The following is a 24,172-nucleotide window of genomic DNA, read 5'->3' on the forward strand; positions in this document are numbered from 1 at the left end:
GTGTCCGGCCGTCAACCTTCCAGCAGCCAGCGGCCCCCGCCGATCAGCGAGCACAGCGACACGGCGTGGAAGAGGAACAGCCACAGCCCGGCCGGTACGTGCGCCAGCCGGGACAGCTGGTCCGCGTCCGAGTCCCCGGCCCCGCCCCGGGACCGCTTCAGCTGTAGCTCGAAGGGCGGCCGTACCCCGCCGAAGAGCAGGAACCACACCACCGCGTACGCGAACGCCGCCTGCACCTGGGGTCCCGCCATCCAGGACACCAGCAGGAAGGCGCCCCCCGTGAGCACCACGGTCAGCACGCCGTAGGCGTTGCGGATCATCACCAGCATCACGAGCAGCAGCGCGGTCGCCACCCACAGCAGCAGCGTGATCCGCCCTGCGGCCAGCAGGGCGGCCCCGCCCAGGCCCAGCAGCGAGGGCGCCGTGTATCCCGCGGCGGCCGTGAGGATCATGCCCAGGCCGTACGGCTTGCCCCGGCTGACCGTGAGGCCGCTGGTGTCGGAGTGCAGGCGGATGCCGGTCAGCTGCCGGCCGGTGAGCAGGGCGATCAGGCCGTGGCCGCCCTCGTGCGCGATGGTGACGGCGTTGCGCGATATGCGCCACAGGGGGTGGGGGACGACGACGGCGAGCGCGGCGGCCAGGGTGGCCAGCACCACCCACAGGTCGGGGTGGGGCTGGGTGCCGGTGAGACGGTCCCAGAGGTCGGGCAGCGCGAGGGCGGCGAAGCTGTCCATGTGTCCGAGTGGCTCCCTGCGGTGGTACGGAGTCTGGCAGTCTGGCACGTATGTGCGGACGGTATGCGTCGAGTCGTAGGCCCGAGGATCTCGCGGGGGTCTTCGGGATCGAGAAGTGGGAGCCCGAGGAGTCCCTCGAGCCGGATTACAACGTGGCTCCGACCAAGGAGGTCTACGCCGTCCTCGACCGTCCCCTGAAAGACGCGGACTCCGAGCGTCCGGTTCGCCAGCTGCGGAAGCTCAAGTGGGGTCTGGTGCCCTCCTGGGCCAAGACGCCCGAGGGCGGCGCGCGGATGATCAACGCCCGCGCGGAGACCGTGCACGAGAAGCCGTCCTACCGGCGGGCCTTCGCCACCCGCCGCTGCATCCTGCCCGCCGACGGCTACTTCGAGTGGGTCACCGGCGAGCAGGAGCGGGAGCTGGAGGTCGAGGGCAGGAAGAAGCGGCCGCGCAAGCAGCCGTATTTCGTGCTGCCCGCCGACGGCTCGGTGTTCGCGATGGCCGGGCTGTACGAGTTCTGGCGCGACGCGACCCTGCCCGACGACCATCCGCGGGCCTGGTGGGTCACCTGCTCGGTGATCACCACCGAGGCGGAGACGACCCCGCTGGCCGTCGCGCCCGCCGAGGGGCCGCGCTCCCTCGCCGAGATCCACCCCCGGATGCCGCTGATGCTCACCCCGGACCGCTGGGACGCGTGGCTGGACCCCGCCCGCACCGACCCCGACGGCCTGCGCGAGCTGCTGGCCCCGCCGCCGGCCGGCCTGATGCGCGCCTACCCGGTCTCCACGGCCGTCAGCAACGTCCGCAACAACGGCCCGGAGCTGCTCAAGGAGCTGACGGCCCCCGAGGAGGGCACACTCTTCTGACGTGAACGACGTGAACGACGTGGACGACGTGGACGACGTGAACGACGTGGACGACGTGAACGACGCGGATGACGCGAACACCGGGGACGACGTGAGTGCCGTGAACAGTGCCGATGCCGTGAGCAGCGCGGATACCGGGAACGGCGCGACCGCGCAGACGGTCGGGACGCCGGCCGGGGACGCCCGGATCACCTGGCACCGGGCGCCCGAGCCGCGGCTGGTGCTGGCCGTGAGCCATGGGGCGGGCGGCGGCGTCGAGGCCCGAGACCTCCAGGCGCTCGCCCGGACCCTGCCCGGACACGGGGTGACCGTCGCCCTGGTCGAGCAGCCCTGGAGAGTCGCGGGCAGGAAGATCGCGCCCGCGCCGAAGACGCTGGACACCGGGTGGCGCGGGGTGTGGCCCGCGCTCGCCGCGCCCGGCCTGCCGGTGATCTCCGGCGGGCGCAGTGCCGGCGCCCGGGTCGCCTGCCGTACGGCCGCCGAACTGGGCGCCCGGGCCGTGCTCGCGCTGAGCTTCCCGCTGCATCCGCCGGGCCGGCCGGAGAAGTCCCGGGCCGCGGAACTGCTGGGAACCGGGGTGCCCACCCTGGTGGTGCAGGGCGGGAACGACCCCTTCGGCAGGCCCGGGGAGTTCCCGGCGGGCGATTTCGAGCTGGCCGAGGTGCCCCACGGCGACCACGGTTTCGTCGTCCCCAAGCGCGCGGAGATCACCCAGGAGCGCGCCCTGGAGATCATCTGCGGCCGGGTCGCCGAATGGGCCGCGCCACTCGGGTGACCGCCGGGAATGCGGCGCGGTGGACCACTGTTGTGGCGAATGGAAGTGCTGAGGCCTCGGCACCGTCGTCGTAGGAGAGGAAGTCCGCCGCATGGGTTCGACCGTATGCCCGAGCCGTCAGCGCAGCGCTGACCTGGACTGGACGGTGCTGCACGCGGCCAGGACCGCTCCTATTCGAGCGGCGGCAGGCACGGGTCGTGTTCTATCCTCCGAAACGAGTGGGATCGGTTTCGGTCCCGCCCGAGACCTTGAGGAGGTGGGTCCGGTCACTGGGACCGACAACGGCCAGGCGGAGCTGCCCGAGGGCCAGGGCGCGCGTGCGGAGGACTCCTCCGAGTCCACCGCGCAGCGCAGTGCGCGCTTCGAGCGGGACGCGCTGGAATTCCTCGACCAGATGTACTCGGCCGCCCTGCGCATGACGCGCAACCCGGCCGACGCCGAGGACCTGGTGCAGGAGACGTATGCCAAGGCGTACGCGTCGTTCCACCAGTTCCGCGAGGGCACCAACCTCAAGGCGTGGCTGTACCGGATCCTCACCAACACCTTCATCAACTCCTACCGCAAGAAGCAGCGCGAACCCCAGCGCTCCGCCGCGGAGGAGATCGAGGACTGGCAGCTCGCCCGCGCCGAGTCGCACATGTCGACGGGCCTGCGCTCCGCCGAGTCGCAGGCGCTGGACCACCTGCCCGACTCGGACGTGAAGGCAGCGCTGCAGGCGATCCCCGAAGAGTTCCGCATCGCCGTCTACCTCGCCGATGTCGAGGGCTTTGCGTACAAGGAGATCGCGGACATCATGGGGACACCCATCGGAACGGTGATGTCCCGGCTGCACCGGGGCCGCCGTCAACTGCGCGGCATGCTGGAGGACTACGCCCGCGAGCGCGGACTGGTCCCGGCCGGCGCCGGAGAGTCGAACGAAGCGAAAGGCTCGGGCTCATGAGCTGCGGAGAGCCGCACGAGACGGACTGCAGTGAGGTCCTCGACCATTTGTATGAGTTCCTCGACAGGGAGGTGCCGGATGTCGATCGGGACAAGTTCCAGCACCACTTCGAGGAATGCTCGCCGTGCCTGGAGAAGTACGGCCTGGAGCAGGCCGTGAAGAAGCTGGTCAAGCGGTGCTGCGGGCATGACGACGTCCCCGCCGACCTGCGCGCCAAGGTCATGGGGAGGCTGGAGCTGATCCGCTCCGGCCAGGCCGTGCCCGAGCACGACGTGACCGCCAACGCTCCGGAGAACTGAGCGCCGGGCCGTCACCCGTATGTGCTAATCCTCAGCTCATAGACCCCACACCCCCGATCGGCCGCCCTAGGCTCCGAGCCTGGACAGGCATGGTCGGGGAGGGACGCGATGGAGGCGCTGCCGGCGAGAGCACGCGGCTATGTGGCCACGGTCGCCCTGCTGGCCGTCGTCTGCGTGGTGAGGCTCCCGGCGACCCGCGCCCCCTGGTGGCCGATCGTCCTGCTCGCCGCGCTCTACACCGCCTGCGAGGCCGTCGTACGCAGACGGCTCGGCGGCACCTTCTATCCGGTGCTGCTCGCCGGGGCGTTCCTGCTGCCGCCGCCGGCAGCGGCGCTCCTCCCGCTGGCCGCCGGACTCGTCTGCCCCGTCGAGCCCGCCTGCCGCGCCGCCTCACCGCGCCGTGTCTGGCGGGCCGCGCGGCCCGCGCTCGCCGTGTGGGGCGCAGGTGAGGTGCACTGGGCCCTCGGCGGCCGGAGCGCCGTGGTCGCCTGCGACTTCCCCTACGTCCTGCTGCCCGCCGGCGCGGCGGTGCTCGCCTTCTGCCTGATCCTGACCACCCTCGACGGCGGCCTGCGCGCGATCGCCGGGCAGGTGCCGCCGCGCCGGGCCTGGCACGGCCTGCTGTCCCGCTCCCTCGCGCCGGTGGCGGTCCACGGGCTCGCCGGGCTGATGATGGCCGTACTGTGGCGCAGCCCCTACGGCCCGGTCGCCGCGCTGTTGGTGCTGCTGCCGATGTACGTCTCCTGCTGGGTGTTCGCCCGGTACCACCGCGAACGCGCAGCCCACCAGGCCACCATCCGCGCCCTCGTCCAGGCCGTCGACATCAAGGACGGCTACACCCGCGGTCACAGCGAACGCGTCGGACAGGCCACCGTGCTGATCGCCCGCGAACTCGGCATGGACGACGAACGCGTGGAGACCCTGCGCTTCGCCGGCATCCTGCACGACGTGGGGAAACTGGGCGTGCCCACCCGGCTGCTGCGCAAGGACGGGCCGCTCACCCCGGAGGAACGGCGGATCATCGAGCTGCACCCCGAGTACGGCCACGAGATGGTCCGCGGGATCTCCTTCCTCGGCGAGGCCCGCGCGGCGATCCTGCACCACCACGAACGGCTCGACGGCAGCGGCTACCCGTACGGCCTGGCCGGCCGGCAGATCCCCGAGTGCGCCCGGGTGGTCGCCGTCGCCGACGCCTTCGACGCGATGACCTCCACCCGCTCCTACAGCCGGGCCCGCCCGGTCGAGGCGGCCGTCGCCGAGCTGGAGCGCTGCGCCGGCACCCACTTCGATCCCCGCATGGTCGACGCGCTCGTCCGCGCCCTGCGCGCCCACGGCTGGCACCCCGCGGTCACCGCCGACGAGCACGCTTACCGCCCGGCACCCGAGCAGCACCCGGTGCCGAGCACCCGGACGCCCCGATGACCGCGCTGCGGCTCATCCACGGCGCCGCCGCCCTCACCGCGGCCGGCTGCCTCGCCGCCGTCCTGTGGACGGGCCTGGCCGACCGGGGCGTCGCCCTGGCCTTCGGGGTGCTCATCGCCGTCGGCGAGCTGACCCGGTGGAGCGGAGCCGAGGACCGGCAGGCCGCGCCCCTCGCCGCCGCCGGATCACTGTCCTACGCCCTGCTGGGCGCCGACGCCGGGCGGCCGGCCGGCGTCGGCGCCGCCGAGGTCGTCACCGTCGTCCTCGTCGCGGCGCTGCTCGGCGGCGTCCCGCACATCTGGTCCGGCCGCACCTCCACCCTCGACCACCTGGCCCGCCGCGTCCTGACCGTGGCGTTCGTCGCCGTCTGCTTCCAACCGCTGTACAACCGGGGCGCGTTCGACTCCTGGGACGGCTCCGCCTACGCGCTGCTGCTGCTCGGCCTGCTCGGCCTGAGCGCCCTGTGCGACGCCGTACTGGCCGCCGCCCTCGGCCACTGCCGCACCCGCTGGCCGTTCGGCCCGCTGCTGCGCGAGGAACTGCGCGGACTGCTCGGCATCGGCACCGCGGTGTGCGCGACCGGCGCGGTGATGGCGCTCGCGGTCGCCGTCGCCGGACTGTGGGCGCTGCCCGTGTTCTGCCTGCCCCTGCTGCTCACCCAGTTCTCCGTCCGCCGTTACGCGGCCGTGCGCGCCACCTACCGGCAGACCATCGCCTCCCTCGCCCGCGCCACCGAGACGGCCGGATACACCCCCGCCGGTCACGCGCACCGCGTCGCCGCGCTGAGCCTCGCGGTCGGCCGGGACCTCGGCCTGAGCGCACCCGAGCTGACCGTGCTGGAATACGCCGCCCTCATGCACGACATCGGGCAGCTCAGCCTGGTCGACCCGGTCCCGGCGGGCGCGACCGCCGTGCTGCCCCGCGCGGAGCAGCGGCGCATCGCCCTGCTCGGCGGGGCCGTCGTCCGTCAGACCGGCGTGGCCGCGGCCGTCGCCGTGGTCGTCGAGCGGCAGGCCGACCCGGTGGCCGAGCAGCCGGTCGCGGCGCGGATCGTGCGGGCCGTGAACGCCTATGAGGAGAAGACGCGGGAAACCGGACCCGAGGGCCCTCTGCGCGCGCTGGAGGAGCTGCGCCTCGGCACCGCCGGGGACTACGCTCCCGAGGTCGTGGAGTCGCTCGCCCGGGTGCTGGCCCGGCCCGGCGGACGGCACGAGGACGTGCGGTCCGTGAGCGGTGGGAGACGGACGGCACTGTCTGACCCGGCCCCCGGCTGGGTAACCCATGGGTAATGAGCGCCTTTCCCACCGTACGTGGTTGGATGCGAGGGAGAGGGTGTCCGGGGGCACAAGCCAGCCCACTATGCGGAAATGGAACTGGCAGGCGGGAATCGTGAGGATCTTCGGCAAGGCACGGCACCGGCCCTCCGCCTCCTGGCGGCAGGCCACCGACCGGGCGTTCACGCTGATCGGCGACGGTCGGTACGAGGACGCGGGCGAGTTGCTCACCCGGGCCGCCGATCTGGAACCCTGGCTGGCGGAGTCCTGGTTCAACCTCGCGCTGCTGCACAAGTTCCGGCACGACTGGGAGCAGGCCCGCGCGGCCGGACTGCGCGCCGTGGCCCTGCTGGACCGCGAGGCCGGCGCCCCGGACTGGTGGAACGTCGGCATCGCCGCGACCGCCCTGCAGGACTGGCCGCTGGCCCGCCGGGCCTGGCAGGCGTACGGGCTGAAGGTCCCCGGCGGTGCCAACGCGTCCGCGGCACCCGTCGGCATGGAACTCGGCAGCGCGGCCGTGCGGCTCTCCCCGGAGGGCGAGGCCGAGGTGGTGTGGGGCCGCAGGCTCGATCCGGCGCGGATAGAGGTGCTCTCCATCCCGCTGCCCTCCTCCGGCCGGCGCTGGGGCGAGGTCGTCCTGCACGACGGCGTCCCGCACGGCGAGCGCACGACGTCCACCGGGCACTCCTACCCGGTCTTCGACGAGATCGAGCTGTGGGCGCCGTCGCCCGTCCCCACCTGGGTGGTTCTGCTGGAGGCGGCCACCGAGGCCGACCGGGACGCGCTGGAGCAGCTGGCCGCCGACGCCGGGTTCGCCGCGGAGGACTGGTCGTCCTCGGTGCGCCTGCTGTGCCGGATGTGTTCGGAGTCCCGGATGCCGTCGGACGAGGGGGACGGCATGCACCTGGACCCCCATGACCACAGCGAGCCGGGGCACCCCGGCCCGCTGGGCCACCGCACCGACGGGCAGCTGTGGGTGCCGGAGCGCGAGTGCGGGCTGGCCGCGCCGGCCTCGCTGGTGCGCGGACTGCTGGACGGCTGGGTCGCGGACAGTCCCGACTCCCGGGACTGGCGGGACCTGGAAGAGGTTTGCTGAGCAGCGGGTGACCGGCCCCCTTTAGGCTGTACCCGCAGAATGTTCCGGGCTTGAGGAAGGCGTACGTCGGTCATGGCGCAGCAGGACACCGATCAGCAGCACGCGGGCGTGCTCCCCGTCGACGACGAGGGCTATGTCGTCGACACGGAGGACTGCGAGGAGCGTGAGACGGCCTACCGCGAGCGCGGGACCTCGCGCCCGATCACGGTCGTCGGCAACCCGGTGCTGCACAAGGAGTGCAGGGACGTCACCGAGTTCGGCGAGGAACTGCAACGGCTGGTCGACGACATGTTCGCCAGCCAGCACACCGCCGAGGGCGTGGGCCTGGCCGCCAACCAGATCGGCGTCGACCAGAAGGTCTTCGTCTACGACTGCCCCGACGACGAGGGCGTCCGGCACGTGGGCGTGGTGTGCAACCCGGTCCTCGTCGAACTGCCCGCCGACCGGCGCCGGCTGGACGACAGCAACGAGGGCTGCCTGTCGGTGCCGACCGCGTACGCGCCGCTGCCCCGTCCCGACTTCGCCGAGGTGACCGGCCAGGACGAGAAGGGCAACCCGATCAAGGTCCGCGGCACCGGCTACTTCGCACGCTGTTTGCAGCACGAGACCGACCACCTCTACGGCTACCTCTACATCGACCGCCTGTCCAAGCGGGACCGCAAGGACGCGCTGCGGCAGATGGCCGAGAACGAGCCACGCTATCCCGTCGTCGCCAACGACTAGACGAGCCGGCGCGGTCAGGGCGCCCGGCGGGGATCACTCCCGGTCGGGCGCCCTTCGCATGCCCGGCGTTCGCTCGCGCGTGCGTCGTACATCCGATCCCTTGTGTGCCCCTGGTGATCCCTAACCAGTCAGGCAAGGGGGGATTCTCAGCATCCCGGGGTAGTGAATGGAGCAAATCCGTTCCCACGGCGGTCAGTTGTGGTGCTGAATGGGAAGTGCGGGGATACGCAACGGCGCACGCCCGGCACAACGGGAGGGGTGTGCGCTCCTGGCGGCTGAGAGGGGTTTGTTCCGTGCAAGCTTTCCCACACGGCACCACAGCGACGCCGACGGCAGTCGTGGTCCCACCCTCACTGGCTCTGCCGGTGATCGAGTCCGCCTTTTCCCGGAAGCTGCACCCCTATTGGCCGCGGCTCCAGGAGAAGACGCGGCTGTGGCTGCTGGAAAAGCGGCTCATGCCGGCGGACAAGGTGCGGGAATATGCCGATGGACTGTGCTATACGGACCTGATGGCGGGCTACTACGCAGGCGCCTCCGACGAGGTCCTGCAGGCCATAGCCGACTACAGTGCCTGGTTCTTCGTCTGGGACGACCGCCACGACCGCTGCGTCGTGCACGGCCGGACCGGCGACTGGCGGCGGCTGAGGTACGGCCTGCACGCGGCACTCGACGCACCCAGGCACCATCTGGAGCACCCCGACCCGCTGGTCGCGGGTTTCGCCGACAGCGTCCTGCGGCTGTACGGCTTCCTGCCGCACACCTGGAACCAGCGGTTCGCCCGGCACTTCCACGCGGTGATCGAGGCCTACGACCGCGAGTTCCGCAACCGCATCGAGGGATACGTGCCCGGCGTCGAGGAGTACCTGGCCCTGCGTCGGCACACCTTCGCCCACTGGATATGGACGGACCTGCTGGAGGCGAGTGCCGGGTGCGAACTCCCGGACAGCGTAAGGAAAAACCCGGCCTATCGGCGGGCCGCGCTACTGAGCCAGGAATTCGCCGCCTGGTACAACGACCTGTGTTCGCTGCCGAAGGAGATAGCGGGCGACGAGGTCCACAATCTCGGAATCAGTCTCATCAGTCATGAGGGACTCACCCTCGAAGAAGCCGTCGACGAAGTGAGGCGACGCGTCGAGGAATGCGTCAGTGAATTCCTCGAAGCCGAGGAGGGCGTCCTGCGGTTCGCCGACGAGCTCGACGACGGAACGCCCCGCGGAAAGGAATTGAGTGCCGCCGTGCGCATCTGCGTCGGCAATATGCGCAACTGGTTCAGCTCCGTCTACTGGTTCCACCACGAGTCCGGCCGGTACATGGTCGACAACTGGGACGACCGGTCCACGCCCCCGTACGTCACCAACGAAGCGGCAGGTGAGAAATGACCGTCGAGTCTGTGCGGCCCGCGACACCCGAGACAGCCGAACTGCGCGAACCGCCCCTGGCCGGGGGCGCCGTGCCGGGCCTCGGGCACGGCCTGAAACTGGTCCGCGACCCGCTCGCCTTCATGTCCGGGCTGGGCGAGCACGGCGACGTCGTGCGCCTCAAGCTCGGTCCCAAGACGGTGTACGCCGTCACCACACCGGCGCTCACCGGCGCACTGGCCCTGAGCCCCGACTTCAAGATCGACGGCCCGCTGTGGGAGTCCCTGGAGGGGCTGCTCGGCAAGGAGGGCGTGGCCACCGCCAACGGCCCCCGTCACCGGCGTCAACGACGCACCATCCAGCCCGCGTTCCGGCTGGACGCGATACCGGACTACGGGCCGGTCATGGAGGAGGAGGCGCACGCGCTCACCGAGCGCTGGCGGCCCGGCGAGACCGTCGACTGCACCTCCGAGTCCTTCCGGGTCGCCGTCCGCATCGCCGCCCGCTGCCTGCTGCGCGGCGAGTACATGGACGAGCGCGCCGAGCGGCTGAGCGTCGACCTCGCCACCGTCTTCCGCGGGATGTACCGCAGGATGGTGATCCCGCTCGGACCGCTGTACCGGCTGCCGCTTCCGGCCAACCGGGAATTCAACCGGGCCTTGGCCGATTTGCATCTGCTGGTCGACGAGATCATCGCCGAGCGCAGGGCATCTGGTCAAAAGCCGGACGATTTGCTGACGGCATTGCTGGAGGCGAAGGACGACAATGGCGACCCCATCGGGGAACAGGAGATCCACGACCAGGTCGTCGCGATACTCACCCCCGGAAGCGAAACTGTCGCCTCCACGATCATGTGGCTGCTGCAGGTCCTGGCGGAACATCCGGAACACGCCGAGAAGGTGCGCGCCGAAGTGGAATCCGTGACCGGCGGACGGCCCGTCGGATTCGAGCACGTTCGCGCGCTCCGGCACACCAACAATGTCGTCGTCGAGGCCATGCGGCTCAGGCCCGCCGTATGGATATTGACGCGGCGCGCGGTGACCGACACCTCGCTCGGCGGCTATCGCATTCCGGCCGGGGCGGACATCGTCTACAGCCCGTACGCCATCCAGCGCGACGCCCGCTCCTACGCCCGCCATCTCGACTTCGACCCCGACCGCTGGCTGCCCGAGCGGTCCAAGGAGGTCCCGAAGTACGCCATGAGCCCCTTCAGCGTGGGCAATCGCAAGTGCCCCAGCGACCACTTCTCCATGGCCCAGCTGAGCCTGATCACCGCGGCGATCTCGGCGAAGTACCGCTTCGAGCAGGCCGGCGGATCGAACGACGCGACCCGGGTGGGCATCACGCTGCGGCCGCACGACCTGCTGCTGCGGCCGATGCCCTGGTGAGCCGGCTGTCACCGGCGCGCGCTCAGGCGGCCCGCGGGCCCCGGAACGCGCGCCGGTAGGCGTTCGGTGTCGTCCCGAGCGCGCGCACGAACTGGTGCCGCAGCGCGGCCGCCGTGCCGAATCCGGCGCGCCAGGCGATCGCGTCCATGGTCTCGTCCGTGCGCTCCAGCAACTCCTGTGCCAACAGGACCCGTTGGCGCAGGATCCACCGGTAGGGGGTGGTGCCGGTCTCCTGCTGGAAGCGCCGGGCGAAGGTGCGCGGCGACATGAGCGCGCGGGCGGCGAGCTGCTCGACGGTCACCTCCTGGTCGAGGTGGGCCTCCATCCACGCCAGGACGTCCCCGACGGTGTCGCAGGAGGCCCTCGGCAGCGGCCGTTCGATGTACTGCGCCTGCCCGCCGTCCCGGTGCGGCGGCACCACCATCCGACGGGCGATCTTGTTGGCGACCTCGGGGCCCTGTTCCTTGCGCACGAGGTGCAGACAGGCGTCGATGCCGGCGGCGGTGCCCGCGGAGGTGATCACCGGATCCTCGTCCACGTAGAGCACGTCCGGCTCGACCCGGAGCCGGGGGTAGCGCCGGGCGAGCTGGTCGGCGTCGTGCCAGTGCACCGTGCACCGCCGTCCGTCCAGCAGCCCCGCGGCCGCCAGCACGAAGACCCCGGAGCAGACGCTGAGCACGCGCGCGCCCCGGTCCACCGCCCGCCGCAGCGCCGCCAGCAGCTCCTCGGGGTACGCGCGCTCGGTATAGGTCTCGCCCGCCGGTACGGCGATCAGGTCCGCCTCCTCCAGCCGCTCCAGCCCGTGCGGCGTCGAGACGGTGAACCCGCAGTGGGTGGCGAGGTCGGGACCCTCGGCCGAGACCACGGCGAAGTCGTACACGGGAAGTCCCTCGTCACTGCGGTCGATGCCGAACACCTCGCACACGACACCCAGCTCGAAGGGGTGCACCCCGTCCAGCAGCACGGCGGCCACATTCGTCAGCATGCCGTCAGTGTGCCCCGTCAGTGGCAGGAAATCGAGGTCCTATGGCAGTCCTGCCACTGACGGTAAGGAGTGTCCGGCGCGACAGTGGTGTCCATGAACGGAAACCAGATCGAAGGCCTCATCGGAATGCTCGTCACCCTCGGGATCCTGGTCCTGATGATCCTGCCGTCCGCCATCGGCGCGATCCACGACCGGCGCGTCGATCGCCGGCTCGCGGAGGCGGAGCGGGGCGACACCCGCGCGCGCCACGGCACGGCCCGCACCGCCTGACGAAACACCCGGCCGCAGAGGCGGACCCCGGAAAGCGGACGGCGCCGCCCACCCGCACGACCGAGACGGTGTGGGGGCGGGCGGCGCCGCGAGGCGAGGGTCGCTCAGAAGTCCTCGTCCAGGTCCACGGTGCCCTCCACCGCGACCTGGTACGCCGACGGGCGGCGCTCGAAGAAGTTGGTCAGCTCCTGGACGCCCTGCAACTCCATGAAGGAGAAGGGGTTCTCGGAGCCGTAGACCGGCGCGAAGCCCAGGCGGGACAGGCGCTGGTCGGCCACGCACTCCAGGTACTGCCGCATCGACTCGGTGTTCATGCCCGGCAGGCCGTCACCGCACAGGTCGCGGGCGAACTGCAGCTCGGCCTCGACGGCCTCCTTGAGCATGTCCTTGACCTGCTGCTCCAGCTGGTCGTCGAAGAGGTCCGGCTCCTCCTTGCGGACGGTGTCGACCACGTCGAAGGCGAAGGACATGTGCATCGTCTCGTCACGGAACACCCAGTTGGTGCCGGTCGCGAGGCCGTGCAGCAGACCGCGGCTGCGGAACCAGTAGACGTAGGCGAAGGCGCCGTAGAAGAACAGCCCCTCGATGCACGCGGCGAAGCAGATCAGGTTCAGCAGGAAGCGCCGCCGGTCCGCCCTGGACTCCAGCCGGTCCAGCTTCTCCACCGAGTCCATCCACTTGAAGCAGAACTCGGCCTTCTCGCGGATGGACTGGATGTTCTCCACGGCCGCGAAGGCGGCGTTGCGGTCCTCCGGGTCGGGCAGATAGGTGTCGAGCAGCGTCAGATAGAACTGGACGTGCACGGCCTCCTCGAACAGCTGGCGCGACAGGTACAGGCGCGCCTCCGGGGAGTTGATGTGCTTGTACAGCGTCAGCACCAGGTTGTTCGCGACGATCGAGTCGCCCGTGGCGAAGAACGCCACCAGACGGCCGATCAGGTGCTGCTCCGACGGCGTCAGCTTCGCGAGGTCGGCGACGTCCGAGTGGAGGTCGACCTCCTCCACGGTCCAGGTGTTCTTGATGGCGTCCCGGTAGCGCTCGTAGAAGTCGGGGTAGCGCATCGGTCGGAGAGTCAGCTCGAAGCCCGGGTCGAGCAGGTTGGTGTTACGGGACATCACTGGCAGGCCTCGCAGGACTCGGGGTTCTCAAGGGAGCAGGCGACGGCGTCGGGGTCGTTCACCTGCTGGACGGGGATGGACGGCTGCGCCTGCGCCTGCGCCTGCGCCGGCGCCTGGGCCTGGGCGGCACGGGCGATACGCGTCGCCGGGCGGGAGCGCAGGTAGTACGTCGTCTTCAGGCCCGACTTCCAGGCGTACGCGTACATCGAGGAGAGCTTGCCGATCGTCGGCGTCTCCAGGAACAGGTTCAGCGACTGCGCCTGGTCCAGGAACGGGGTGCGCGCCGCGGCCATGTCGATCAGGCCGCGCTGCGGGATCTCCCATGCCGTGCGGTACAGCGCCCGTACGTCGTCGGGGATCCAGGCGAAGTCCTGCACCGAGCCGTTGGACTCGCGCAGCGCCTCCCGGGTGCGCGCGTCCCAGACGCCCAGGTTCTTCAGCTCCCGCACCAGGTACGAGTTGACCTGGAGGAACTCGCCGGACAGCGTCTCGCGCTTGAACAGGTTGGACACCTGCGGCTCGATGCACTCGTACACGCCCGCGATGGAGGCGATGGTGGCGGTCGGGGCGATGGCGAGCAGCAGCGAGTTGCGCATGCCGGTGGTCGCGATCCGCTCCCGCAGCGCGGCCCAGCGCTCCGGCCAGGTGAACTCGACGCCGTAGTGGTCGGGGTGCAGCACACCCTGGGCGGTACGGGTCTTCTCCCAGGCCGGCAGCGGGCCGTTGCGCTCGGCGAGGTCGGCGGAGGCCTCGTACGCGGCGAGCATGATGCGCTCGGCGATCCGCGTGGACAGGGCCTTGGCCTCGGGGGAGTCGAAGGGCAGGCGCAGCTTGAAGAAGACGTCCTGCAGACCCATCGCGCCCAGGCCGACGGGACGCCACTTGGCGTTGGAGCGGCCCGCCTGCTCGGTCGGGTAGAAGTTGATGTCCACCACGCGGTCGAGGAAGGTGACGGCCGTGCGGACCGTCTCGTCCAGCCGCTCCCAGTCGATGCCGTCGGCGGTCACGAAGGCGCCGAGGTTGACCGAGCCCAGGTTGCAGACCGCGGTCTCGCCGTCGTCGGTGACCTCCAGGATCTCCGTGCAGAGGTTGGAGGAGTGGACGACATGGCCCGCGGTCGCCGTCTGGTTGGCGGTGCGGTTGGCGGCGTCCTTGAAGGTCATCCAGCCGTTGCCGGTCTGCGCCAGGGTGCGCATCATGCGGCCGTACAGCTCACGCGCCGCGATCGTCTTCTTCGCCAGGCCCTTCGCCTCGGCCTCGCGGTAGGCGGCGTCGAACTCCTCGCCCCACAGGTCCACCAGCTCCGGCACGTCCGCGGGGGAGAACAGCGACCACGACGCGTCCGCGTTGACCCGGCGCATGAACTCGTCCGGGATCCAGTGCGCCAGGTTGAGGTTGTGCGTACGCCGGGCGTCCTCACCGGTGTTGTCGCGCAGCTCCAGGAACTCCTCGATGTCGGAGTGCCAGGTCTCCAGGTACACCGCGGCCGCGCCCTTGCGCCGGCCGCCCTGGTTCACGGCGGCCACCGAGGCGTCCAGGGTCTTCAGGAACGGCACGATGCCGTTGGAGTGCCCGTTGGTGCCGCGGATCAGCGAACCCCGGCTGCGGATGCGGGAGTAGGACAGGCCGATGCCGCCGGCGTGCTTGGAGAGGCGGGCGACCTGGTGGTAGCGGTCGTAGATGGAGTCCAGCTCGTCCAGCGGGGAGTCGAGGAGGTAGCAGGACGACATCTGCGGGTGCCGCGTACCGGAGTTGAAGAGCGTGGGGGAGGACGGCAGATAGTCGAGGCGGCTCATGAGCCCGTAGAGCGCCGCGACCTCGTCCACCGAGCGGGCGGTGTCGTCCTCGGCCAGGCCGGCGGCGACGCGCAGCATGAAGTGCTGGGGCGTCTCGACGACCTTGCGGGTGATGGGGTGCCGCAGCAGGTAGCGGCTGTGCAGGGTGCGCAGGCCGAAGTAGCCGAAGCGGTCGTCGGCGTCGACGTCGATCAGCGCGTCGAGCCGCGCGGCGTGCTGCCGGACGAACTCGGCGGTCCGGTCGGCGACGAGCCCCTCGCGGTGCCCCACGGCGACGGAGTCCGTGAAGGAGGTGACGCCCTGTGAGGCGGCCTCCTCACGGATGGAGAGGGTCAGCAGGCGGGCGGCCAGCCGGGAGTAGGCGGGGTCCTCGGCGATCAGTCCGGCGGCCGCCTCGGTCGCCAGCTCGCGCAACTCGGCTGTGATTTCGGAGGCAGTCCGTGCAGACCGGCCACGCAGCGCGGAGGCGGCGACCCGGCCGGGGTCGGCGTCGGGGAGGTCGACGGTCAGCTCGGTCAGGGTCCGCAGCAGCGCGGCACCGGGACCGTCGGTCTCCAGCTCGCTGACTGAAGCCGGTTCGGCTGGCGCGATGGTCACGTGGGGCTCTCCCTCGCTCGGCACGGGGACCTGGCGGAGGGCAGGGGGCAGCCACGAACGCGTACGGCGTGGCGTCCTCCGGCCCGCTCCACGAGGCCCGGACGTCTCAAGGCACCCGAACCGGACGGCCGGGTGCGCTGTCGGCAGGTCCTCGGACTGGCCAGGCGTGCGCTTACACGCAAGTACACCGTTGCGGGACAGTTCCGGATTCGCACCGGATTCCCCTGCGACGACAGCGAGGACGAGCATACATCTAGTGCCGGGCTGTCGTGGCACCCCCACATGTAGTGTCTGTTGCGTGTTGCGGTGGTATCGGAGCGTCAACTCGAGGCAGCACGGCGGGCCGCCGGGAATCCACTTCCCGGCGGCCCGCCGTGGGTGTCGTGCGCTGTGCCGAGGGCGGCTCAGTGGGCGTCCGCCGCGGTCACCGGCGGAAGCTCCACCTGGACCCCGGGGTCGCCCGCGTCGGCCGTGTAGTCCTCCGGCCGGGTCTCGTCGACGCCCTCCGGCGCCTTCAGGGCCCGCAGGACGAAGGTGAGGACGACGGTGACGACGACGTTCAGGACGAACGCCGTCAGGCCGATGTAGCCGATCTCGCCGATGCCGGGGATCTCCTTGGCGGAGCCACCGAAGTGAGCCTGCGTCGGCGAGGCCACCCCGTACGCGGCGAGCGTGCCGTACACCATGCCGACCGCCCAGCCGGCCAGCAGCGCCCAGCGGTGGAACCAGCGGGTGAACAGGCCGCCGACCAGGGCCGGGAAGGTCTGCAGGATCCAGATGCCGCCCAGCAGCTGGAAGTTGATGGCGACCGTCTTGTCCATGGTGAGGACGAAGACCAGCGCGCCCACCTTCACCAGCAGGGACACGACCTTGGAGACCTGGGCCTCCTGCTTCGGCGTGGCGTCCGGCTTGATGAAGTCCTTGTAGATGTTGCGGGTGAAGAGGTTCGCCGCCGCGATGGACATGATCGCCGCCGGGACGAGCGCCCCGATGCCGATCGCCGCGAAGGCCACGCCCGCGAACCAGTCCGGGAACATGTCCTCGAACAGCTGGGGGATGGCCAGCTGGCCGTTGGTGACCTTCACCCCGGCCGCGATGGCCATGAAGCCCAGCAGCGCCAGCAGGCCCAGCATGAGCGAGTACAGCGGCAGGATGGTGGTGTTGCGGCGGATCACCTCGCGGCTCCTGGAGGACAGGGTCGCGGTGATGGAGTGCGGGTACATGAACAGCGCCAGCGCCGAACCCAGCGCCAGCGTGGCGTAGGTCCACTGGGCCGCCTCCGGCGGGACGAGCGCGCCGCGCGGCTTGTGGGTGGCCGGGTTGATCTGGCCGAACGCGTCGCCCGCCTTGGCGAAGATGTCGTCGAAGCCGCCCAGCTTGATCGGGATGTAGATGATCGCCACCGCGATGACGATGTAGATCAGCGCGTCCTTCACGAACGCGATCAGCGCGGGCGCCCGCAGACCGGAGGAGTAGGTGTAGGCCGCCAGCACACCGAAGGCGATGAGCAGCGGCAGGTCCTTCACGAACCAGTTCGTGTTCTCGCCGCCGCCGACGCCCATCACGTCCAGCACCGCCTGGATGCCCACGAGCTGGAGCGCGATGTACGGCATCGTCGCCAGGATGCCGGTGACCGCCACCGCCAGCGACAGACTCTTGGAGCCGAACCGGCCGCGCACGAAGTCCGAGGTGGTCACATAGCCGTGCGTGTGCGAGACCGACCACAGCCGGGGCAGGAACGTGAAGATCAGCGGGTACACCAGGATCGTGTACGGCACCGCGAAGAAGCCGGACGCGCCCGCCGCGTAGATCGCCGCCGGTACGGCGACGAAGGTGTACGCCGTGTACAGATCACCGCCGAGCAGGAACCAGGTGACCCAGGTGCCGAACGACCGTCCGCCCAGACCCCATTCGTCCAGCGAGTGCTCGTTCTCGGCCTTGCGCCAGCGCGCGGCCAGGAAGCCCATGACCGTGACGGCCAGGAAGAAGAAGATGAAGACGCCGAGCGCGACGCCGTTGACGCCGTCCTTCACTTCGCGCCACCCCCCTGCGCGTTCCCGCGGGAGCGCTGGTCGCGCCGCCACAGGCTGTACGCGGTCATCGTGAGCACCGTGGAGACCAGCACCCAGAGCATCTGGTACCAGTAGAAGAACGGGATCCCGATGAACGCGGGATCCGTCTTGGCGTACGAGCCGACCCACAGCATCGCCACGAAGGGCGCGACGAGACACAGGCCGATGACCACCCGGGTCGGTGTGACGACCGGTGGTCTCACTTCAGGTGTTTCCGACATGCCATGGCTCCGTCCCCTCGCTGATCACCTGTAATGCGCAGGCAATCTAGGTGACGGCGTCAGGGCACGGGAAGACCTCGTCCGTATATCGGTCCGCCGGTTCTCGGACGCGGTGTGCGGGCCGGGTGGGGAAGCCCGGCCGCCCTCAGTCCTGCGGCCGCTTCAGGCGGGCCACGAACTTGTACCGGTCGCCCCGGTACACCGAGCGCACCCACTCCACCGGCTGGCCCGCGCGGTCCAGGGAGTGCCGGGAGAGCATCAGCATCGGCAGGCCCACGTCGGTGCCGAGCAGGCCCGCCTCGCGGGGGGTGGCCAGAGAGGTCTCGATGGTCTCCTCGGCCTCGGCGAGATGGATGTCGTAGACCTCGGCGAGCGCGGTGTACAGGGACGTGTACTTCGCCAGCGACCGGCGCAGCGCCGGGAAGCGCTTGGCGCTCAGATGGGTGGTCTCGATCGCCATGGGCTCGCCGTTGGCCATGCGCAGCCGCTCGATGCGCAGCACGCGGCCGCCGGCGGTGATGTCGAGCAGGCCGGCGAGCCGGTCGTCGGCGGTGATGTAGCCGATGTCCAGCAGCTGCGAGGTCGGCTCCAGACCCTGGGCGCGCATGTCCTCGGTGTAGGAGGTGAGCTGCAGCGCCTGGGAGACCTTGGGCTTGGCGACGAAGGTGCCCTTGCCCTGGATGCGTTCGAGCCGGCCCTCCACGACCAGCTCCTGCAGGGCCTGGCGGACGGTGGTGCGGGAGGTGTCGAACTCGGCGGCCAGGGTGCGCTCGGGCGGCACCGGGGTGCCCGGTGCCTGCGTCTCCGTCATGTCGAGCAGGTGCTTCTTCAAGCGGTAGTACTTGGGCACGCGCGCGGTACGGACGGTCGTGCCGGCCTCGTTCTCCGCACTGCTGACGTCGGTGCTCATGCTCTGCCTTCCCGGCTCCGGATGCCGAAAGCGGCCGACCTGGCATCGGCCGCGGCTCACATCGTGGCACGGCTTCGGGTGCCAGGCGCCCACCCGCACGCTCCGTGATCTCCTCTGTATACCGGCGCGCCCGCTGTTGGTCTAGTCCAACGAGCCGCAGAGCGTGCGGCGGCGGCGCGCCGGGCGCTCAGATGCCCTGCCAGTCGGGCTTGTGGGCGTAGGTGTGCCGGAAGTAGTCGGCCAGCTTGAGCTTGCCGGCCGCCGCCTCGTCGACGACCACCGTCGCGTGCGGGTGCAGCTGGAGCGCGGAGGCGGGACAGACCGCCGCGACCGGTCCCTCCACGGTCGCGGCGACCGCGTCCGCCTTGCCCTCGCCGGTCGCCAGCAGCACCAGGTGCCGGGCCTCCAGGATGGTGCCGATGCCCTGGGTGATGACGTGGTGCGGGACCTGCTCGACGGCACCGTCGAAGAAGCGGGCGTTGTCGATCCGCGTCTGCTCGGTCAGGGTCTTGATCCGGGTGCGCGAGGCGAGCGAGGAGCACGGTTCGTTGAACCCGATGTGCCCGTCGGTCCCGATGCCGAGCAGCTGGAGGTCGACCCCGCCGGCCTCCGCGAGCGCGCGGTCGTACGCCTCGCATGCCGCCTGTAGGTCCGCGGCCGTCCCGTCCGGGCCCAGGAACGCGTCCATGCCGATGCCGAGCGGCTCCAGCACCTCCCGGCGCAGCACCGAGCGGTAGGACTCGGGGTGGTCGGCGGGCAGCCCCACGTACTCGTCGAGCTGCGCGATCCGTGCCCGCGAGGTGTCCGCGGCGCCGGAGCGCACCTTGGTGGTCAGCGCCTGGTAGATGGGCAGCGGGGTGGAGCCGGTGGCCACGCCGAGCAGGGCGTCGGGCTTGCGTCGCAGCAGCTGGGCCATTGCCTCGGCGATCAGCTCGCCGCCCGCCGCGGCGTCCGGAACGATGACAACTTCCACGCTGGGCCTGCCGTTCTGAAGAGGGCTCTGTGCGTCTCTGTGGTTTAGACCAATCTAACAGAATCGGTGTTCGACGGAGGGGTGCACGCAGAGTTCGCGCCGCCTCGCCGGCCGGGGTCGATGCCCGGGCGGGAGGACGGTCGCTCGTGGAAATTGCCCCGTCCATCCGGCCCCACGACCGACCGGCGCGGGCTAGGCTGCGTGGCATCGCGTGCCATTCCTCGATGTCACCGTCGCGGTGACTGTCGCACCATGGACACGCCTACGTGGTCTAGTCCACAATCCAACTGAACAAGCCTCCGTCTTCCCCGCACAGGAAGGCGGACCGAGGATCCGGAGCTCTCTGCCCTGACTGCCCCGGCTCCTCGACCTTCGGCCGGACGGGACCGCACACCCCGCGGCCGATGATGCTCCGGGCTGCGGTGCCGGGAGGGCTGAGGGTCCCTTCCAGGCGCCGCGGCCCGCGGGTGTTTTTCGGCCACCCGCAAGGCCCCGGGTACGCTCGCACACGTGCCCTCCATGAACGAACTCGTACGCCAGCACACGGCTCTCGACGACTCCGACCTCGAGTGGCTCCACCTGCTGGTCTCGGAGTGGCAGCTGCTCTCCGACCTCTCCTTCGCCGACCTGGTCCTGTGGGTCCCCACCCGCGACGGCACCCGGTACGTCTCGGTGGCGCAGATGCGCCCCAACACCGGCCCGACGTCCTACCAGGACGACATGGTCGGCCATCTCGTCCCGCGCGGCCGCCGGCCGATGCTGGACGCGGCGCTGGACGAGGGCCGGATCGTGCGCGAGGGCGATCCGGAGTGGCGCGAGGAGGTCCCCGTACGGGTCGAGTCCATCCCCGTCCGGCGTGAGGGCCGCGTCCTCGGCGTGATTGCCCGCAACACCAACCTGCTCACCGTCCGTACCCCGAGCCGGCTGGAGCTCACCTATCTGCAGAGCGCCTCGGACCTCGCGCAGATGATCGCGGCCGGCTCCTTCCCCCTTCCCGACCAGCAGGTGGACATGGACGCCTCGCCGCGCGCCGGCGACGGTCTGATCCGGCTGGACGCGGACGGCATCGTCCAGTACGCCTCCCCGAACGCGCTGTCCGCCTACCACCGCCTCGGCCTCGCCGCCGACCTGGTCGGCCACCACCTCGGGCAGACGACGGCCGAACTGGCCCCGACCCGGGGCCCGGTGGACGAGGCGCTCGCCAAGGTGGCCAGCGGCTGGGCGCCGCGCGAGTTCGAGATCGAGGCCCACGACGGGGTGATCCAGTTCCGGACCATCCCGCTCAAGCCCAAGGGCACCCGCATCGGTTCGCTGGTGCTGTGCCGGGACGTGACCGAACTGCGGCGCCGGGAACGCGAACTGATCACCAAGGACGCGACCATCCGGGAGATCCACCACCGGGTGAAGAACAACCTTCAGACGGTCGCCGCCCTGCTGCGGCTGCAAGCCCGGCGCATCGATTCCGAGCGCGGCCGAGAGGCGCTGGAGGAGGCCGTGCGCCGGGTCGGCTCGATCGCGATCGTGCATGAGACGCTGTCTCAGAACCTGGACGAGCGCGTGGAGTTCGACGACATCGCCGACCGGGTGCTGGCGATGGTCGCGGAGATCTCGCCGGGCAAGGTGACCGGCCGGCGCACCGGGCGGTTCGGGATACTCGACGCCGAGGTCGCCACCCCGTTGTCGATGGTCCTCACCGAGGTGCTGCAGAACGCGCTGGAGCACGGCTTTCGCGAGGGCGACACCGGTACGGTCGAGGTCTGCGCGGTCCGCGGCGGCACCGCGAAGGAGAACCGCCTCCTGGTCACCGTCCAGGACGACGGCGTCGGCCTGCCCGAGGGCTTCGACCCGCACCGCTCGGGCAACCTCGGCCTGCAGATCGTACGGACGCTGGTGGAGGGCGAGTTGGGCGGCACGTTCGACATGGTCCCGGCGCCCGGGCGGGGGACCCGGGTGGTTCTGGACCTTCCGGTGCGGGCGCAGAAGTAGGCGCGCCCGGAGCGGGCCCGGTACGGATCCCGCCCCGGACAGCATTGAGCCCCGGACCACTCGGTGGTCCGGGGCTCACACTCGAAGCTATGCGCATCGGGGGTACTGCGCGCTGCGACTCGGGGGCGGGAGATGCGTACTCGCTGTCCACGAAGTAATGCCGTGAGGCACACGCGCCGCCAAGCTCAGGCCGTCAACAACAGGGGTGGGACTGTCAGGCGGAGGCCTGGCGAGCCCGGTTGCGGGCGGCACGGCGCTTCATCGCGCGACGCTCGTCCTCGCTGAGACCACCCCAGACGCCGGAGTCCTGACCGGACTCGAGCGCCCACTGCAGACACTGCTCGATCACCGGGCAGCGACGGCAGACGGCCTTGGCTTCCTCGATCTGCAGCAGCGCAGGACCGGTGTTGCCGATGGGGAAGAAGAGCTCGGGGTCTTCCTCGCGGCAAACGGCGTTGTGACGCCAGTCCATGGCTGCTACCTCTCCTTGGTATTACGTGCAAGTTGCTTGTGAATGTGAACGCTTTCACGAATCCCTCAACAAGTGAAGGGCCGACCGCCGAGTCTTCCCCGGCGTGGTCCTTGGTTTGAAGAGGGGTTCTGGTGATCAGTGGATGCCGGTGTTGCGGGCTGTCCCGATCGCCACGTAGAGACTCGCAAACCTCAGCGGCGGATACAACCCCTTCCGGAAAGTTTTTTTTGATTCCTCGGTGTCGACTGGGTCACAGCCGTACTTCCATGGGGTGGATCCTGGCCTAAACGTTCGAGTGAAAGGAGTTTGGCCCGTTCCGCTCACACAATCACACGCAGTGCGCGGCGTACGCCTGTGAACGTCACGCTGGTTCGCAGCCCCAGGTGGTCACCGTCCATCTGAAGGGGGAGAGGCGCCTTCGAATGCAAGGTGAACCGGTCCAGATCGTGCAGGGAGAGGGCATGCCTGCCCTGGGGTCCGCGCTCGGGGGACGAAGTGAGCAACTGGGTGCCATACCGGGCAGCAGCGGCGGTCGACAGACGGCTGAGACCGAGCACGTCGATGCCGGTATCGAACGAGGCCTTAGGTGACGTGTACATAGGGCGATTGCCGAGATACGTCCAGGGGGACGTGTTCGAGACTATGGCCACCACGAGGTCCTCGACCGGGTCCGCGCCGGGCCGCTCCAACGTGATGCCGCCGTGCCGGCGGTTCGGCTCGCCGAGGAACTGCCGGATCACCTGCCGTACATACAGCGCGTGCGTCGACTTCCTGCCGCGCTCGCGCTGCTGCTCGACCCGGCCCACCACCCCCGCGTCGAAGCCGAGCCCGGCGTTGAAGGTGAACCAGCGGTCGGGAACCGCCTCGTCCTCGGTGCCGGGCGTCCCGGAGGTCAGTCCCAGTCCGACGACCCGCTCCCGGCCCTCGCGCAGGGCGTCCAGCAGGGCGCCGGTCGCCTCGACGGGGTCGTTGGGCAAGCCCAGGGCCCGGGCGAAGACGTTCGTGGAACCACCGGGGACGACGGCGAGGCCGGGCAGCCGCTCCGGGGCGGGGCCGGCGTGCAGGAGGCCGTTGACCACCTCGTTGACCGTGCCGTCCCCGCCGAGCGCCACCACCATGTCGATGTCGTCGCTCTCCGCCGCCTGCCGGCCCAGATCGCGCGCGTGGCCGCGGTACTCGGTGGTGACCGCCTCCAGCTTCATCTCGCTCGCCAGCGCGTGGGTCAGGACGTCACGCCTGCGTGCGCTTGTGGTGGTTGCCGCTGGGTTGACCACGAGGAGTGCACGCATGCATGGCAGCGTACCTACTGGGTGGTACCCGGCCCAGACCGAGGTAGGGATCCGGTAAGAGAGGCGGGCGTGAGCCTGGACACGCGCGGACACCGGGGTCCGGGGCACGGGCGGGGGCCCCGGCGGCCGAGAGCTACCCTGCTGGGGTGAGCAGCGAGCAGAACCACGCCCAGGACTCCGCGGACGGCGCAGAGACGGCCACCGCCGCGCCGCGCCCCCGGCGGCTGACGTACGCGGCCGCGCTCGCCGGGATCGAGGGACTCGCCCTGCTGGCCGGCGGCCTGTGGGTGCTCGTCCTCGGCGTCGCCGGCGACCCCGACGACCGGCAGCAGGCCGTGACCCTGGGCATCACGCTGGTCGTGCTCGCGCTGCTGCCGCTGCTCGCCGCGCGCGGGCTGCTGCTGCGCCGCGGCTGGAGCCGTGGTCCGGCCGTGATCACTCAGCTCATGGCCCTGCCGGTGGCCTACAACCTGCTCCAGGCCGACAGCATGGCGATCCCGGCCGGAATCGCGCTGGGGGTGGTCGCCGTGGCGGCGCTGGTGCTCCTCGTCAACGGCGAGACGACCCGGGCCCTCGGGATCAAGGGACCGGGCCGGGCCCGGTAGGGC

Annotated in this window: 23 protein-coding genes and 1 riboswitch; of the genes, 13 read left to right on the forward strand and 10 right to left on the reverse strand. The window is 70.6% G+C overall.

The window, feature by feature from the left end:
- Positions 1–11 precede the first annotated feature (11 nt).
- A complete protein-coding gene (locus ACIBA9_RS11315; protein WP_362160363.1) occupies positions 12–734 on the reverse strand; it encodes a M50 family metallopeptidase in 723 nt (240 codons plus the stop codon).
- Between the two features lie 50 nt (positions 735–784).
- On the opposite strand from ACIBA9_RS11315, the gene ACIBA9_RS11320 reads away from it, so the two are divergent.
- The 10 genes from ACIBA9_RS11320 (at position 785) to ACIBA9_RS11365 (ending at position 10,875) form a co-directional block, all read left to right on the forward strand.
- Positions 785–1,600 (forward strand): SOS response-associated peptidase, encoded by an 816-nt coding sequence (locus ACIBA9_RS11320; protein WP_362160365.1) that lies wholly within the window; start codon positions 785–787, stop codon positions 1,598–1,600.
- 118 nt (positions 1,601–1,718) lie between these two features.
- The gene (locus tag ACIBA9_RS11325) at positions 1,719–2,375 is read left to right on the forward strand and encodes an alpha/beta family hydrolase (RefSeq protein ID WP_399362114.1); all 657 of its coding nucleotides are present in this window, start codon (positions 1,719–1,721) and stop codon (positions 2,373–2,375) included.
- A 256-nt stretch (positions 2,376–2,631) separates the two neighbouring features.
- A complete protein-coding gene (locus tag ACIBA9_RS11330) occupies positions 2,632–3,315 on the forward strand; it encodes a sigma-70 family RNA polymerase sigma factor (RefSeq protein ID WP_399361828.1) in 684 nt (227 codons plus the stop codon).
- Positions 3,312–3,614 (forward strand): mycothiol system anti-sigma-R factor, encoded by a 303-nt coding sequence (gene rsrA / locus ACIBA9_RS11335; RefSeq protein ID WP_362160373.1) that lies wholly within the window; start codon positions 3,312–3,314, stop codon positions 3,612–3,614. Before ACIBA9_RS11330 ends, rsrA begins: the two co-directional genes overlap by 4 nt.
- 108 nt (positions 3,615–3,722) lie before the next feature.
- Positions 3,723–5,036: an HD-GYP domain-containing protein gene (locus tag ACIBA9_RS11340; RefSeq protein ID WP_399361830.1), complete on the forward strand. Its 1,314-nt coding sequence runs from the start codon at positions 3,723–3,725 to the stop codon at positions 5,034–5,036.
- A complete protein-coding gene (locus ACIBA9_RS11345; RefSeq protein WP_399361832.1) occupies positions 5,033–6,325 on the forward strand; it encodes an HD-GYP domain-containing protein in 1,293 nt (430 codons plus the stop codon). Before ACIBA9_RS11340 ends, ACIBA9_RS11345 begins: the two co-directional genes overlap by 4 nt.
- Before the next feature lie 100 nt (positions 6,326–6,425).
- Positions 6,426–7,406: a hypothetical protein gene (locus ACIBA9_RS11350; RefSeq protein WP_362160557.1), complete on the forward strand. Its 981-nt coding sequence runs from the start codon at positions 6,426–6,428 to the stop codon at positions 7,404–7,406.
- 72 nt (positions 7,407–7,478) lie between these two features.
- A complete protein-coding gene (def, locus tag ACIBA9_RS11355; RefSeq protein WP_362160379.1) occupies positions 7,479–8,129 on the forward strand; it encodes a peptide deformylase in 651 nt (216 codons plus the stop codon).
- Between the two features lie 293 nt (positions 8,130–8,422).
- Positions 8,423–9,508 (forward strand): epi-isozizaene synthase, encoded by a 1,086-nt coding sequence (cyc1, locus tag ACIBA9_RS11360; protein ID WP_399361835.1) that lies wholly within the window; start codon positions 8,423–8,425, stop codon positions 9,506–9,508.
- A complete protein-coding gene (locus tag ACIBA9_RS11365; RefSeq protein WP_362160383.1) occupies positions 9,505–10,875 on the forward strand; it encodes a cytochrome P450 in 1,371 nt (456 codons plus the stop codon). Before cyc1 ends, ACIBA9_RS11365 begins: the two co-directional genes overlap by 4 nt.
- A gap of 22 nt (positions 10,876–10,897) precedes the next feature.
- Here ACIBA9_RS11365 and ACIBA9_RS11370 read toward each other — a convergent pair whose 3' ends face one another.
- Positions 10,898–11,860, reverse strand: coding sequence for a GlxA family transcriptional regulator (locus tag ACIBA9_RS11370; protein WP_399361837.1), 963 nt, complete (start codon positions 11,858–11,860; stop codon positions 10,898–10,900).
- 93 nt (positions 11,861–11,953) lie between these two features.
- Here ACIBA9_RS11370 and ACIBA9_RS11375 point away from each other — a divergent pair, with 93 nt between their 5' ends.
- Positions 11,954–12,130 (forward strand): hypothetical protein, encoded by a 177-nt coding sequence (locus ACIBA9_RS11375; protein ID WP_399361839.1) that lies wholly within the window; start codon positions 11,954–11,956, stop codon positions 12,128–12,130.
- A 104-nt stretch (positions 12,131–12,234) separates the two neighbouring features.
- On the opposite strand, the gene ACIBA9_RS11380 is transcribed toward ACIBA9_RS11375, so the two are convergent.
- The 6 genes from ACIBA9_RS11380 to nagB form a co-directional block, all read right to left on the reverse strand.
- Entirely contained in the window at positions 12,235–13,245 is a 1,011-nt protein-coding gene (locus tag ACIBA9_RS11380) for a ribonucleotide-diphosphate reductase subunit beta (protein ID WP_362160389.1), read from the reverse strand.
- Positions 13,245–15,641, reverse strand: coding sequence for a ribonucleoside-diphosphate reductase subunit alpha (locus ACIBA9_RS11385; RefSeq protein ID WP_399361841.1), 2,397 nt, complete (start codon positions 15,639–15,641; stop codon positions 13,245–13,247). The genes ACIBA9_RS11380 and ACIBA9_RS11385 overlap by 1 nt, the downstream gene beginning before the upstream one ends.
- Before the next feature lie 124 nt (positions 15,642–15,765).
- A riboswitch (cobalamin riboswitch) is annotated at positions 15,766–15,907 on the reverse strand.
- Positions 15,908–16,045: 138 nt separating this feature from the next.
- Positions 16,046–17,674 (reverse strand): monocarboxylate uptake permease MctP, encoded by a 1,629-nt coding sequence (mctP, locus tag ACIBA9_RS11390; RefSeq protein ID WP_399361843.1) that lies wholly within the window; start codon positions 17,672–17,674, stop codon positions 16,046–16,048.
- Complete coding sequence (locus ACIBA9_RS11395) at positions 17,671–17,934, reverse strand: DUF3311 domain-containing protein (RefSeq protein WP_362160398.1); 264 nt, start codon at positions 17,932–17,934, stop codon at positions 17,671–17,673. Before ACIBA9_RS11395 ends, mctP begins: the two co-directional genes overlap by 4 nt.
- A gap of 145 nt (positions 17,935–18,079) precedes the next feature.
- On the reverse strand, positions 18,080–18,844 hold the full coding sequence (locus ACIBA9_RS11400; protein WP_362160400.1) for a GntR family transcriptional regulator: 765 nt from the start codon (positions 18,842–18,844) through the stop codon (positions 18,080–18,082).
- Positions 18,845–19,031: 187 nt separating this feature from the next.
- Positions 19,032–19,817 carry a glucosamine-6-phosphate deaminase gene (nagB, locus tag ACIBA9_RS11405; protein ID WP_399361846.1) on the reverse strand — a complete coding sequence of 262 codons (786 nt, stop codon included), beginning with the start codon at positions 19,815–19,817 and terminating at the stop codon, positions 19,032–19,034.
- A gap of 519 nt (positions 19,818–20,336) precedes the next feature.
- On the opposite strand from nagB, the gene ACIBA9_RS11410 reads away from it, so the two are divergent.
- Positions 20,337–21,803: a sensor histidine kinase gene (locus ACIBA9_RS11410; RefSeq protein ID WP_399362116.1), complete on the forward strand. Its 1,467-nt coding sequence runs from the start codon at positions 20,337–20,339 to the stop codon at positions 21,801–21,803.
- A gap of 214 nt (positions 21,804–22,017) precedes the next feature.
- Here the strand turns inward: ACIBA9_RS11410 and ACIBA9_RS11415 are convergent, their stop codons facing one another.
- On the reverse strand, positions 22,018–22,275 hold the full coding sequence (locus ACIBA9_RS11415; RefSeq protein ID WP_003992873.1) for a WhiB family transcriptional regulator: 258 nt from the start codon (positions 22,273–22,275) through the stop codon (positions 22,018–22,020).
- Between the two features lie 320 nt (positions 22,276–22,595).
- On the reverse strand, positions 22,596–23,564 hold the full coding sequence (locus ACIBA9_RS11420; protein WP_399361848.1) for a diacylglycerol/lipid kinase family protein: 969 nt from the start codon (positions 23,562–23,564) through the stop codon (positions 22,596–22,598).
- Positions 23,565–23,710: 146 nt separating this feature from the next.
- Between ACIBA9_RS11420 and ACIBA9_RS11425 the strand changes: the two genes are divergently transcribed.
- Positions 23,711–24,169 carry a hypothetical protein gene (locus tag ACIBA9_RS11425; RefSeq protein WP_399361850.1) on the forward strand — a complete coding sequence of 153 codons (459 nt, stop codon included), beginning with the start codon at positions 23,711–23,713 and terminating at the stop codon, positions 24,167–24,169.
- Positions 24,170–24,172 lie beyond the last annotated feature (3 nt).

Origin of the sequence: Streptomyces sp. NPDC051452, assembly GCF_044454765.1 — a bacterium.
Classification (GTDB): Bacteria; Actinomycetota; Actinomycetes; order Streptomycetales; family Streptomycetaceae; genus Streptomyces.